The 14,122-nt window shown below is 43.6% G+C and carries 8 protein-coding genes and 1 pseudogene; 5 read left to right on the top strand and 4 right to left on the bottom strand.

Annotation, left to right across the window (positions count from 1 at the left end; genetic code table 11):
* Positions 1-576 (top strand): annotated as a pseudogene (locus A4S05_RS11525) (hypothetical protein); the annotation flags it as partial.
* 373 nt (positions 577-949) lie between these two features.
* On the opposite strand, the gene A4S05_RS11520 reads toward A4S05_RS11525, so the two are convergent.
* Positions 950-3,184, bottom strand: a complete 2,235-nt coding sequence (locus A4S05_RS11520) for a glycoside hydrolase family 57 protein (RefSeq protein WP_069069966.1) — start codon at positions 3,182-3,184, stop codon at positions 950-952.
* 123 nt (positions 3,185-3,307) lie between these two features.
* Entirely contained in the window at positions 3,308-3,538 is a 231-nt protein-coding gene (locus A4S05_RS11515; protein WP_069069965.1) for a NifU family protein, read from the bottom strand.
* Positions 3,539-4,039: 501 nt separating this feature from the next.
* Here A4S05_RS11515 and A4S05_RS11510 point away from each other — a divergent pair.
* Entirely contained in the window at positions 4,040-4,468 is a 429-nt protein-coding gene (locus A4S05_RS11510; RefSeq protein WP_069069964.1) for a hypothetical protein, read from the top strand.
* Between the two features lie 428 nt (positions 4,469-4,896).
* Here A4S05_RS11510 and A4S05_RS11505 read toward each other — a convergent pair whose 3' ends face one another.
* A complete protein-coding gene (locus A4S05_RS11505; protein ID WP_069069963.1) occupies positions 4,897-6,663 on the bottom strand; it encodes a sensor histidine kinase in 1,767 nt (588 codons plus the stop codon).
* A gap of 172 nt (positions 6,664-6,835) precedes the next feature.
* Positions 6,836-7,072 carry a hypothetical protein gene (locus A4S05_RS11500; protein WP_012408258.1) on the bottom strand — a complete coding sequence of 79 codons (237 nt, stop codon included), beginning with the start codon at positions 7,070-7,072 and terminating at the stop codon, positions 6,836-6,838.
* Between the two features lie 612 nt (positions 7,073-7,684).
* Between A4S05_RS11500 and lepA the strand changes: the two genes are divergently transcribed.
* The 3 genes from lepA (at position 7,685) to A4S05_RS11485 (ending at position 13,896) form a co-directional block, all read left to right on the top strand.
* A complete protein-coding gene (gene lepA, locus A4S05_RS11495) occupies positions 7,685-9,496 on the top strand; it encodes a translation elongation factor 4 (protein WP_069069962.1) in 1,812 nt (603 codons plus the stop codon).
* Between the two features lie 392 nt (positions 9,497-9,888).
* The gene (locus A4S05_RS11490; protein ID WP_069069961.1) at positions 9,889-12,555 is read left to right on the top strand and encodes a PAS domain S-box protein; all 2,667 of its coding nucleotides are present in this window, start codon (positions 9,889-9,891) and stop codon (positions 12,553-12,555) included.
* Between the two features lie 153 nt (positions 12,556-12,708).
* Positions 12,709-13,896 carry a glycosyltransferase family 4 protein gene (locus tag A4S05_RS11485; protein ID WP_069069960.1) on the top strand — a complete coding sequence of 396 codons (1,188 nt, stop codon included), beginning with the start codon at positions 12,709-12,711 and terminating at the stop codon, positions 13,894-13,896.
* Positions 13,897-14,122: the final 226 nt, after the last annotated feature.

The raw sequence follows: 14,122 nt of genomic DNA, 5'->3' as shown, positions 1-14,122 counted from the left end.
GCTTTTTTAAGTCAGAATACTCTAATTGTGGGCGATCGCTTGCGTGTGATTCTCAAACAGCAATTTGAGCAACTTTCTGGCTTAGAGCAAGACATTCTCTACTGGTTGGCTATTTGGCAAGAACCTGTCTCATTCTCTCGATTGCAAACCCATTTGCTGATATCCGTTGACCCAGGGATGGTTTTAGAGGGGATTGTGGGGTTGGAAAAGCGATCGCTTTTAGAAAAATGGATCAGCGATTATGAACCCTCATTTACATTGCAACCTCTGGTAATGAAAATAGTGACAGATGAATTGCTGGAACATACTGCCCAAGAGATTCATCAAGTCGTCCAGAGTCATGATATTCGTCATTTTCAGATATTGCGAACCCATTGGTTGCTACGACCGGGTACTGACGATATTGCAGGCGATCGCATTTTAACTCAACTTGAGAAAAAGCTCTGGCACTTGTATGGTGCAACTCTTCCACAAATCCTGAATCAGATTTTGTTGTTGTTAAAAGGTCAATCTCCTTTAGCAATGGGTTACATCGGGAGCAATCTAGCAATCCTCTCAGGAATAGACTTGGTATGACCCCCAATAGACCTCTTAGATATAGCCGTAGCCACATAGNNGGAATTGTAATACTTTTACCTCCTGCCTCCTGCCTCCTGCCTCCTGCCTCCTGCCTCCTGCCATCAATCAAAAATAAGGAACCCTACCCCGCATTTGAGTAAAGCAAACGCTCCCCTCCCCTTACCAAGGCTACGGTGTACACACAAGTCTGAATTAGCTGATTAACCAGGATTTTACCCCACCCTAACCCTCCCCTTGTAAAGGGGAGGGAACTAGATTTCCTGTTTCCCCCCTTACCAAGGGGGGATTAAGGGGGGTAATTCGACTTGTGTGTACACCGAGGCCTTACCAAGGGGAGGGGTGTTAGAGACTTTTGCAAGAGGTCTAATTTCTAAGGCACCTCAATGGAAATCAAAGCATTTTCTGGCAAATAGTTGGCAAAACGCCCTTCATCCGCAAGCACCAAAATCAGGCGCAGGGAATAATCTGGCGGAACTTGCAAATCTGCCCACGGTACTGCCAACTCTAAACAATTATTTAAAGCTACTTGAGCGCGACTGAAACGGGGTTGCCATTGATAATTGTCTCCAGCTTCCCGAAACTGAATTGATTGCGTCAGCAAGTTAACTTCCAAAAGATGGTGGAAAAGGTAATTCAGTGGGGCTGCATCTGGTACATCGGCTAAGGGAACTGGGCTATTAACCATTGTTTTTTCTGGATAGAACCACAGCAAATTCAACTCTGCTGGAAAACCCCGCCCTGGTGCAACGCCACCTTTAAAGTCCAACCGCAAATAGAAATTGAGGTGATCCACCCCATACCAAAGTCGCTGGATGACGCTGCTATTGTGCATCGTCCCTCGCGCCCCGCCGATTTCTATGCGTCCAGCTTTGTCCCAGTCTTGCTCATCACCCTTACCATCAATGACAGGATGAATAAATCCTTGTGGGGTATGGCTTCCCTGTGCTTCGTGGATTTCCACTGGTTGCTTGAGATAGGGCGGTACAGGTTCATTTAATGCCTTGTAAATGCCAAGCAGGTGTTCTCGAAACAACTGATCAAAGATGGCATCCTGATTTGATGAGTGTCCTGCACCAAACCACCAAAACCAGTCAGAACCCTCTGCGGCATACAATGCTTCCCATGCTTCTGGGTTATTTTCTTCCGTCGCTTCGGGATGACTTGCCAGCATAACTCTAGCTTCTGTCAAGTAATCCCAAGCACGATTTTTGGCAGGATCGCCGATCCAAGTTGTGAAGCTGCCATCCACCCAAGAACCACTATGTAGCTGCCCTCCGGGAATGGTGGCTGTGGCTGGAAATTCTTCGAGGAATTCGGAGACGGTAACGAGTTTCAGGTGGGGTTCATCACTCAAACTTTGATATAAAGCTTCTAGGAAAGGTTTGCCATCTTGGGGATAAAATTCCCAGCAATTCTCCCCATCCAAGGCGATGGTAACTAGCCAAGGTTGATCACTGTGACTATCTCTTTGCATTTTAGCGATCGCTTGCAAATGTCCCACCAAGTCCGCGGCTGCCTGTTTTGCTGGCATCGCACTATAAGTAAAGCCAATCAAATCTGATAATCTGTGGTCACGAAACACAATTGATAAATCACCCTCAGCAGTTTGCAGGCGATAGGGTCGGTAAAGCAGTTCTGGCTGTTGCACATTCCCCGCCCCATCCCGATGAAAAAAGTGTTTCAGCGTCCACCCTAAGACGGCTTCATCTGAGCATATCCACTTAAACCCTTGGTCAATAATATGTGGAAGAACTGACGGACTTACTGATTGTTCCGAAGGCCACAAACCACGAGGGATCTGTCCAAAGCGGTCTTTATAAAAGTCCCAAGCTTTCCGCAAGTGGCGGGGAATATCTTCTGCCCACTCAAATCGCTGCTTAGGTAGTGTCATATTGGGCACAGCGACCCGACCAGAGTTAGTATCAGCGAGTAACGGTAAAATCGGGTGGGTGTAAGGCGTGGTGGTAACTTCTAGCTGTCCCGCCTCCTGCATTTTTCGATGTTGGGGGATAATGCGGCTGAGAATTTCTCGCTGTTTGGAATAAATGCGCTGGCGATCGCTTAAAGTAAAATTCCGACCCTGTTTTAACCAAGTAGCAATTTCTGGGTCATCCCAAAACAGCGGATCGATCCAAGCCAAATTGTGCCAAGCTAGCAAATCGCCATAATCTGGCAACTCCCAATTTGCTAAACACCAAGCTTGCCCTTTTTCCTGCCTTTGCTGGTACAGTTCGGCATAGCGGGGATGGGGGTCAATCAGCGTGTGGTGATTGGCATCAAAAAAGTGTTGGATAACGAATTCCCGCTGTTCCTGGGTGAGTTGTTCATCCGGTGTCAAGCTGGCTGTGAGATAAGGGTCAAAAGCAGTACCAGCAATATAATCTTCCAGTTGCAATATCAACGATGGTACTAAATTCACCGTTTGGTGTAACTTAGGATACCGCTCTAATAGCAATACCAAATCCAAATAATCTTTAGTCCCATGTAAACGTACCCAAGGTAGACGGTACTGCTGACTTGGAGATAGCGAAACGCCGCTGCCAGGAGATTTGTACAGCGGCTGATGTTGATGCCAGATAAAAGCAATGTAAAGAGGATGGGACATAGCAAGTAATTAAGGGTTAGGGATTGGGGATTACAAATTAGGGATTAGGTATTAATGATAAATTATGAATGAAAAAATCCATTCTTCCCCAGTCCCCAGTCCCTAGTCCCCAGTCCCCAATCCCTACACTACTTGCTCAATTTCTGCAATTTCGGGAATCATTTCCTTAAGGCGGCGCTCAATTCCCATTCTCAGAGTCATTGCAGAACTGGGACAAGAACCACAAGCACCTTGCAGACGCAATTTTACAATAGGCCCATCAAGTTCTACCAGTTCCACATTGCCGCCATCAGACATAAGATAAGGGCGCATTTCATCTAAGACTGTTTCAACGTTGTCAATTGTAAGTTCCATAGTTTAGACCTGCTAAGTTAGGGATGGGCATGGGGCATGGGGCATGGGGCATTGAATAATAACGATCTCTGTAACCAATGCACCCTTACTCATTAACCATTATCCAAAGTTTTATTTTCCAGCTTTGTTAAATCGATCCTAAATCTAATTGCCGCTAGATTGTCAGGTGTCAGTTTTTTATGACTTTTGACTAAACCACTGCTGGTTTTAGCAACTTGATATTAGATTAGCTGAACAATTTTTCATGCAAGCCCTCCTACTCTACTTTAGCCTGTGAAGTAAGAAAGAGAACGCAAGGAAGTGAGAACAAGGAAGGTTTTTTCCCAATACCCTTCAAGAGTGCTGAGTAATGAGTAATCTGACTTTATCCCATTAAGTCTCTTTTGCAAGCTGCCAACCCTCACAGAGGTCGTATTGACATTTGACACTATGTTCGGGTCTTGGTAAAAACTGTACTATTTACTAATGTCGTAAAGAACGCATTCCATAACGAAAAGGCTTATGGTTAATAGCAAATATCCAGATGAAAGTAAGTGGATGTTCGTAAGACAGGACAATAACGCACCTGACGGTGAAAAGCAAGACTACTACTATGGCACCTTAGAAGATTGTTTATGGCGTATGCGTGTATGTATAGCTGATCAGCTTAATGACGAAGCCATACGAGAACTAGGTTATGCATTTGATGAAGTAAATAGAGCAGAAATATGGTTAGAGGAGCAAAAAGATTTTTGGGCGAATACAGAGGATACTTCAAAAACGAGGCAATATGTAGCTGCAATGACAGAAAAGGCTAAACGAATTTTAGACTCTCTTCAAGCTAGAGTAAACGAGAAACTACAAAGGATCAAAACCCAGTGTCTAACAGCAGGAATTGTTAGTAGTACAAATTGGTTTATTAAATATAACGGTAATGACAATGAGGGGTAAAAGTAGTGAGCGTGACATGAGCCGCTACGTTACGTCTGAAAGTCTTGCTGTCGGTGGAAGGACAAGATTGCCGTTAAAACGTGCTTATGCTTCCAAATAAACAAGTGTGCTATTCCGGTATAGATCATGCTTATTCATAGCCGAGAGAGTTTTGAACATCACGTAGAGTCTTCTTAGCATATCAACTCAATACTAAGTAGTTATTGCTTCATAGAAGATGTATTATTTTATCCTCTATCAAGAAGTTTGCCTCAGTAATAAACGATTATGACAGTCCTGGGTGCGGAAGGTGGGTTAAATAATAATTACTAAAAAACTTTAAAGTTTAAAACTCAAAACCCAGTATTACCAAGTATCCAAACTCATTACTCATTACTCATTACTCATTACTCATTACTCATTACTCATTACTCATTACTCATTACTCATTACTCAGCACTACTTATTGAGTCGCTATCAGTAGATGAAACCATAACTGGTTGTTGATACAGTGGCACGGTGAATGTGACTGTTGAGCCAAGTCCTTCGCCTAGACTATAAAAATGTACCTCGCCACCCATTGCCTCCACTAACTTCTGGGATATTGCCAGTCCTAAACCTGTGCCGCCATAATGGCGAGTGCGGGAGCCATCTACCTGAGAGAATAACTGAAACAGTTTATCTTGTTTATCCAAGGAAACACCGATACCCGTGTCAGCTACACGTACTCTTACCATGCCAGGAAATTCCTGACCTTGAAAGTTCGGCTTCGCTTTTTTTAGTACTAAATCAGCACTGACGGTGACACCACCCTCATGGGTAAATTTGATGGCATTACCTACCAAATTGAGCATCACTTGTAGCAACCGTTGGTAATTGCTTTGGACAATGATTTCATCAGAAGTGGCAGGCATTTGCATCCCAAAGCTGAGGTTTCTCATTTCTGCTTGGGGACGCATGAAACTTTCTACATCACTGAATAGCTCATTGAGCTTGACTGGAGCGTAAGCTAGCTCCATTTTACCAGCTTCAATTTTGGCAATGTCCAAAATGTCGTTAATGATATTCAGCAGATGTATGGATAACTGATGAGCTTCTGTCAAAAATTGGTTTTGTTCTTCTGGGTCATCTGCCATCCCTTCCAAAATCAGCTTCAAGAAGCCAATCATGCCGTTGAGGGGGGTACGAATTTCATGGGATACATTAGCCAGAAACTCGCTTTTGAGGCGGGAAGCTTCTTCGGCTTTTTGACGCGCTGCTTCTAATTCTTTATATAAAGTAGCATGAGCGATCGCAGTTCCCAATTGATCTGCTGCTTCTTTTGCTAGTTCCAATTCCGATTCTGTTAATGTGTAGCATTCATCCTGCCAATTCAAGGCAACCAATCCATTGGCTTGGTCTTGATAGCAAGTCGTAACCACCAAAGTTTTCTGCCGTCCAGACTCAGTGTATCCAGGCACTTCCATCACAACTGGTTCTAGGGTTGCCAAGGCTTGAGCAAAAGCTGGCTCAGAAACTACATCTATTTCTGAGCCAAGTATTGATTTGAGTTCTGGCTGGCGATACTCAGCCTTCACCTGCACTTTTGAGCTAGAGGGCTGATAAGGACAAATAATACAGCGCTCTAGCCGCAGTGCTTTCCCCAAGCTATCAACTGTTTGCTGCCAAATAATATCTAAATCCAATGTCCGGCGAATATTTCTGGTAATGCGATTTACCAGTTTTTGGTGTTGTTGTGAACGTAAAGCCAACTCTATTTGTGTGGGCGTTTTTGATGCCACGCGCACTTGTTTTTTGTTGAGTGTCGCTTGCACTAAACGTCCCATCACTAAAACTGTAGTGGCAGTTGTTCCCAAGCTCGGCATAATCGGACTAATCACTAAGTCCAACTCAAATAATTCCTGGTGGTAGCTAAACCAGCACTGAAACCTTTCTGGTATCAAACCCGTCAAAATTCGGTGCAATCGTTCTAAATAAGTAACCTTATCCACCGGAGCAAAGGTTTGAGTCTGGTTCAGCTCGTCAACTATTTTTTCAGTATTTAACCCCAGGAGTTCGCTGTGCTGCCAATAAAAGGTCAGATAGCGCCCTGCCCCATCTTGCGTATACACCAACTCTGCACCTAGAGCTGGTAATGAACTATCAGTCTTACTGGTAATAGATTCCAGATTTTGGGAAAATACATTTGGCAATTGGGAATTGGCAGTAATAGTCATTAATTGAGTTGGATAGACAAAGGGTGTCCGACCGTAATTTTACTAAAGCCGTTAAAATTTATGCATAAACTTTTACAGCTTTTTTGTTTTTGATTGGGTATTTCTTGGTGTTCTGGAAACCAGATTGACAAACTTTACTTTTTTAATTTCTATTGACAGCTGACTAATAGCGTCAATCGTTCCATTCACCGCGAGGAGGAACGGGGGTACGCACAGGCGTGCGCGTCAATTCATCATCTCTGAGAATTTCACCCCGCAACCACTGGCGAATCGCCACCTCAATTACTTTACTTGGGTCATTGGTGAGATGCTGAATTTGCTCTAGTAACTCGGAGTCTAGGCGGACAGCAATTTCTACCTTATCGGCTCGTGTGTTTTCCGCTTCGGTAGTTTTCTCTTGCATATTCATAGGTTTGATATACTCTGAATTGGTTTTGTCTAAAGCTTTGTAAAGCAGTTATATTCATAGTTCGGGCTAATTCGCTGAAAAATCTTCAAAGGGACAGTTATATAGTTCCCTGAAATAGCACCAAAGTAACAGGCTTGAAGTTTCAAATCACATTTTTCATATAACTGACTAGACAATAGCTCTAGAAGTTTTGCCGATAAATCAGTGATTCTGAGTAATTACGGGTCGTAATTGCCCATGATCCCTACATGATCCCTACATGTACTTATTTACATTTATTGTACGCTCCTAGCTGTTGAATACTAGCAGCGACAAATAGACTTTCATAATATTCTTAAAAGTCCACCTATTTAGATCGAAAGTTGAAGATGGAGTGAAGATGGGGACTGGGTATTGGGTACTGGGTACTGGGTATTGGGTACTGGGTATTAGGGATTAGGTTAGGAAAACTCTTTCCTAGTCTCTAGTCCCTAGTCCCTAGTCCCTAGTCCCCATTCACCACTCCCCACTCCCCACTCCCCATTAAAAGCAGCGTCTTGGCTAAGAAAGCATTAAAATACATTAAGTAAATTGCTCTTTTAACTTTGGTTGCTGCTAAGGCAAAGATAGTATATGACTGACGTTCCCGCAGTTCGCATTCGCAATTTTTGTATTATTGCTCACATCGACCACGGGAAATCAACCCTCGCCGATCGCTTACTACAAGCTACTGGCACTGTTGAAGACCGGCAGATGAAGGAACAGTTTCTCGATAACATGGATCTAGAACGGGAGCGCGGCATTACCATTAAGCTGCAAGCTGCCCGGATGAACTACACAGCGAAAGATGGTCAGCAGTATGTGCTGAACCTGATTGATACTCCGGGACACGTCGATTTCTCTTATGAAGTCTCCCGCTCTCTTGTTGCTTGTGAAGGAGCGCTATTGGTAGTAGATGCGTCCCAAGGTGTGGAGGCGCAAACTCTGGCAAATGTATATTTAGCCTTAGAGAATAACCTGGAAATTATCCCGGTTTTAAATAAAATTGATTTGCCTGGGGCAGAACCAGAACGGGTAATTGGCGAAATTGAAGAAATTATCGGTCTAGATTGCAGTGGTGCAATTCTGGCCTCTGCTAAAGAAGGAATTGGTATTGATGAGATTTTAGAAGCAGTTGTTGAGCGGATACCGCCACCGCCCAATACCATAAATGAACGCTTACGAGCGTTAATTTTTGATAGCTATTACGACAGTTACCGGGGAGTAATTGTGTATTTCCGGGTGATGGATGGAACCGTGAAAAAAGGCGATCGCATCCATTTAATGGCATCCGGTAAAGAATTTGAAATTGATGAGTTAGGTGTCCTTTCTCCGACTCAAAAGCAAGTTGATGAACTCCACGCTGGGGAAGTAGGCTATTTGGGAGCGGCAATTAAAGCTGTAGCTGATGCACGGGTAGGAGACACAATTACCCTCAGTAAAGCGAAAGCGGAGTCACCTTTACCAGGCTACGCAGAAGCGAACCCAATGGTTTTTTGCGGGATGTTCCCCATTGATGCTGATCAATTTGAAGATTTGCGGGAAGCCTTGGAAAAGCTGGAACTCAATGATGCCGCGCTGCACTACGAACCAGAAACTTCTAGCGCGATGGGGTTTGGCTTCCGTTGTGGGTTCTTGGGTTTGCTGCACATGGAAATTGTCCAGGAACGTCTAGAGCGAGAGTATAACCTAGATTTAATCATTACAGCCCCTTCGGTGGTTTATAAGGTGATTACCCTCAAAGGTGAGGAACTGTACATCGATAATCCTAGTCGCTTGCCTTCTCCCAACGATCGCGAAAGAATTGAAGAACCTTACGTCCAAGTCGAGATGATTACGCCGGAAACTTATGTCGGCGCTTTGATGGAGTTGTCACAAAATCGCCGTGGCATCTTCAAAGATATGAAATATCTCGCCCAAGGACGAACTACCCTTACTTATGAGCTACCCTTGGCGGAAGTTGTAACTGACTTTTTCGATCAAATGAAATCGCGATCGCGCGGTTACGCCAGTATGGAATATCACATCATCGGCTACCGTGAAAATCCTCTGGTGAAGCTGGATATTATGATCAACGGCGATCCCGTAGATTCCTTGGCAATGATTGTGCATCGAGATAAAGCCTACAACGTCGGGCGGGCAATGGCAGAAAAACTCAAGGAACTAATTCCCCGCCATCAATTCAAAGTACCAATTCAGGCATCTATTGGTAGTAAAGTTATTGCCAGCGAACACATCCCCGCCTTGCGGAAAGATGTACTAGCCAAGTGCTACGGTGGTGACATCAGTCGGAAGAAGAAACTTTTACAGAAGCAAGCAAAAGGTAAAAAGCGGATGAAATCTGTGGGTACTGTGGACGTACCGCAGGAAGCCTTTATGGCAGTACTGCGCTTGGATCAAAACTAATAGAATTCAGGAGTCAGGAGTCAGGAGTCAGAATTCAGGAGTCAGAATTCAGGAGTCAGAATTCAGAATTCAGGAGTTAGGAGTTAGGAGTTAGGAGTCAGAATTCAGAATGAATGGGAGTGCAAGTGGCGGATAGTGCAGTGATAGTAAGTACGCGATCGTCTGACTGTGATATCTTATTATTCCCCCACCATCATTTCCCTATTCTGAATTCTGAATTCTGTATTCTTCATCAACATCCGTTAATTTTAAATACACAGGCTGTCAACAGCAGCTTCAAGTGCTTTCAAAAAGCCAGACTGACTCAGTGTTGGCTCAACCATCCTTGAGTGTGCCTCTAGTGCGGGATTTCTAACAGCAAAATATACTTTATTGTAGAAATTCAAAACATCATGAGTCGTAAGCAGGCCCAAGAAAAACTCTCTGAGGCAGAACAAAAGTATCGCACTCTGGTAGAACAAATTCCGGGCGTTGTTTATATTTCACCGATTAATACTACTGCAAAAGTTGCTTATATTAGTCCGCAACTGCAACAATTATTGGGCATTTCTCCCGAAAACTGGAATCCTGATTTCTTGAATAGTTGGTTAGATTACACTCATCCAGACGATCGCGATCGCTATTGCCAAGCTGTAAACGCTACGATCGCTAACGGAGAGCCTTTGAGTATCGAGTATCGAATGATTAGGCGGGATGGCAGAATAATTTGGGTACGAAATCAAGCTAATCTCGTTCTTGATGCCGATGGACAAACTCAGTTACTTCAGGGTTTATTGTTTGATATTAGCGCTCGTAAACAAGTAGAAGCTGCACTGCAAGAGAGCGAAGCGCGTTCTCGTGCCATCCTCGAAGACCAAACGGAACTGATTGCTAGAGGCTTACCAGATGGCACTTTTACCTTTGTTAATGAAGCTTACTGTCGATTTTTTGGACTGGAGCGAGACAAAATTATTGGTCAGCACTACAAACCTGTTGTGTTTGAGGAAGACCAAGAACGTGTGTTTAGTCTGGTAAATTCCATCAGCTTAGAAAATCCCGTTATCACCATTGAAAATCGCGTCGTAGCTTGCCAAGGGGTGCGGTGGACGCAGTGGATTATTCGAGGGATATTTGATGACCAGGGTACGATTGTAGAACTTCAATCTGTTGGACGAGATATTACCGATCGGAAACGGGTAGAACAAGCTCTAAGTGAAAATGAGCAAAAGTTTCGGGCGATTTTCAATCAAACCATTCAGTTTATCGGATTGCTTGAGCCGAATGGAATAGTACTAGAAGCGAACCAAACAGCACTGGACTTTGCTGGGATTAGTCGAGAAGAAGTGGTAGGTAAGCCATTTTGGGAAGCAAAATGGTGGACAATTTCTTCAGAGACACAAGAACAATTAAAAACTGCGATCGCATCTGCTGCTAATGGTGAATCGATTCGCTATGAAGTTGACGTTTTAGGTCGAGATTATCAAATTATTACGATTGATTTCTCACTACGTCCTATACTTGATGAAGCAGGGCGTCTGACACTACTAATTTCTGAGGGACGAGATATTAGTGAATACCAAGCAGCGCTGCGCGAACGCCACAAAGCTGAAGAAGCATTGCGCTCAAGTCAAGACTTTCTACAAAAGGTTGCTAATACCGTACCGCATATTTTATATTTATTTGACCTCTTAAAAGGAACAAGCATTTATCTTAATGAGAAAAGTGTGACAGTTTTAGGCTACTCCCCAGAGGAAATTTGTCAAGCAGATCCGCAGTGGTTCATAAATTGCTTTCATCCAGACGACCGACATCTCTGCTATGACGTACCAAGTCGCTTCGTCAATCTGCAAGACAATGAAGTTCTTTCCACCGAATATCGATTTCGACACAAAAATGGGGATTGGCGTTGGCTGAATACGCGAGAAGTCGTATTTGCCAGAGATGCTAACGGTAGTCCGACGCAGATTCTTGGCTCGGTAGAAGACATTAACACTCGCAAACAAGCCGAAGCAATTCTGCGACAACAAGCAGAGGGAGAACGGCTAATTACTGAAGTAACTCAACAGATTCGGCAATCACTGAATTTGGAAGAGGTTCTGAATACAACAGTCAACAGTATTCGCCAGTGTTTGGGTTCAGATTCCGTAGCTATCTACCAGTTAGAATCTGACGGAAGTGGCAATTTTGCGGCGGAGTCATTGGGTGATGACTACCCCCAGAGATTAGAACTGACAATGCATCCATTTTCGCTCAACCGAGATTTTAGCGACTATTACCAGGGATTACCTAAAGTCTTCCATGATATTCAGGAGTCTGATTTTTCAGCCGATCTTTTTAAGTTATTACAACTCTATCAAATTAAGGCTGCTATAATAGTGCCGATTTTGAATGGAGAGCATCTATGGGGTTTACTGATTGCTCACCAGTGTGCCGCACCTCGTTACTGGCAAGCCTTTGAAGTTAATTTGTTGCAACAGTTAGCAAGTCAGGTAGCGATCGCGATTCATCAATCTGTACTCTATCAGCAAGTACAAGCTGCCAATGAAGAACTACACAGATTGGCTACCCTAGATGGCTTGACTCAAATAGCTAATCGCCGCCGATTTGATGAGTATCTTGAGGGTGAATGGCAGCGACTCAAACGTGAACAACTAGCATTATCTTTAATTTTGTTCGATGTCGATTTTTTTAAACTTTACAATGATACTTATGGTCATTTAGCAGGAGATGATTGTTTGCGGCAATTGGCAAGTGCCCTCAAAAATATTGTTAAGCGTCCAGCCGATTTAGTCGCCCGTTACGGTGGGGAAGAATTTGCTGTGATTCTACCTAATACAGAGATTCAAGGAGCAATCTATCTAGCTGAAACTATTCGACAAGCAGTCCGCGACTTAGCTATTCCCCATGCTCAGTCTCGTGTGTGCGATCGCATTACCGTAAGTCTAGGCGTTGTCAGCATTGTGCCAAATTGCGAAATTTCGCCGCCAGACTTGATTAATGCAGCAGACAAAGCGCTCTATGTAGCCAAACAGCAAGGGCGCGATCAAGTTCATGCTGTCTGTGACGTCACCCCTTCTTAAAGCCTGAATTACGAATTACGAATTACGAATTACCAAAATTACTGTTAAAAAATCTCAAAATTTTAGTAAAAGTACTCACTGCATTCGCCAGACTTGTATTTTTAGGTAAATGTAGTTATTTAGATATTTATAAAGTGTTGGGGAGTGTAGTAGATGAAGATACTCGTACTGAGTTGGGAGTTTCCACCAAGGATTGTTGGAGGAATTGCACGTCATGTAGCGGAGTTGTACCCGGAACTGGTAAAGCTAGGGCATGAAGTCCATATAATTACAGCGGAGTTTGGTCAAGCGTCGATGTATGAGGTGGTTGAGGGAGTACACATACATCGTGTACCAGTTGGACATAGTAACGATTTTTTCCACTGGGTAGTTAATCTCAACTTGAGTATGGGAGATCACGGTGGTAAGTTGATCTTGGAGGAAGGGCCATTTGATTTAATTCATGCCCATGATTGGTTAGTTGGAGATGCTGCGATCGCTCTCAAGCATAATTTTAAAATACCACTAATTGCCACAATTCACGCTACAGAATACGGACGCTATAACGGTATTCACACAGACATCCAAGGCTATATAAATGGCAAAGAAACCTTGCTCGCTTACAATGCTTGGCGGATTATTGTTTGTAGCGACTATATGCGCCAAGAAGTAGAACGAGCGCTACACAGTCCTTGGGACAAAATCGATGTCATTTATAACGGTATCCGAGCCGAAAAGAAACAGCATCACATCGATTTTCATGCTCTGGATTTTCGCCGCCAATTTGCCACAGACAATGAGAAAATCGTTTACTACCTCGGTCGCATGACCTACGAAAAAGGTGTACCTATATTACTCAATGCTGCACCCAAAATCCTTTCGGAACTGGGAGGCAATGTTAAATTTGTCATCGTCGGTGGTGGCAATACTGACCATCTCAAGCGCCAAGCCTGGGATTTAGGAATTTGGCATCATTGCTATTTTACCGGTTTTCTCTCCGATGATTACTTAGATAAATTTCAAACTGTCGCTGACTGCGCCGTTTTTCCGAGTCTTTACGAACCCTTTGGGATTGTGGCTTTAGAAAGCTTTGCTTCTCGTGTTCCTGTAGTAGTTTCTGATACGGGTGGTTTTCCAGAAGTGGTGCAACATACCAAAACAGGCATTGTGACTTGGGTAAACAATCCCGATTCTTTAGCTTGGGGAATTTTGGAAGTGCTGAAAAATCCAGGATATCGCCAATGGTTGGTGGATAACGCTTATGAGGATTTAGAGCGGCGCTTTAGCTGGCCGAAATTAGCCAAGCAAACTGAAGAAGTGTATCAGCAAGTTGTGCAAGAGCGATCGCACATTGCCTGGTAGTCCAGAGAATACACTGTTTTATATATAGGAGTATATAGGACTCATATTTGATTTGGTGAAAAAACTCAGTACAACTAAGAAGCCTTCTTGACTGTAGCAAGATTGCCTATTGCCTGCCTACGCAAATTAGTTCAGAAATCAAAGCGGATTCCTATATAACATCAGGGACAGCTAAATTTAGCTGTCCTTAACTATTACTGAATCGAAGTACATAAACGTCATTTTT

It is taken from the genome of Nostoc sp. KVJ20, assembly GCF_001712795.1.
In the GTDB taxonomy this organism is placed as follows: Bacteria; Cyanobacteriota; Cyanobacteriia; order Cyanobacteriales; family Nostocaceae; genus Nostoc.
This window is presented reverse-complemented; position numbering and strand designations above follow the sequence as displayed.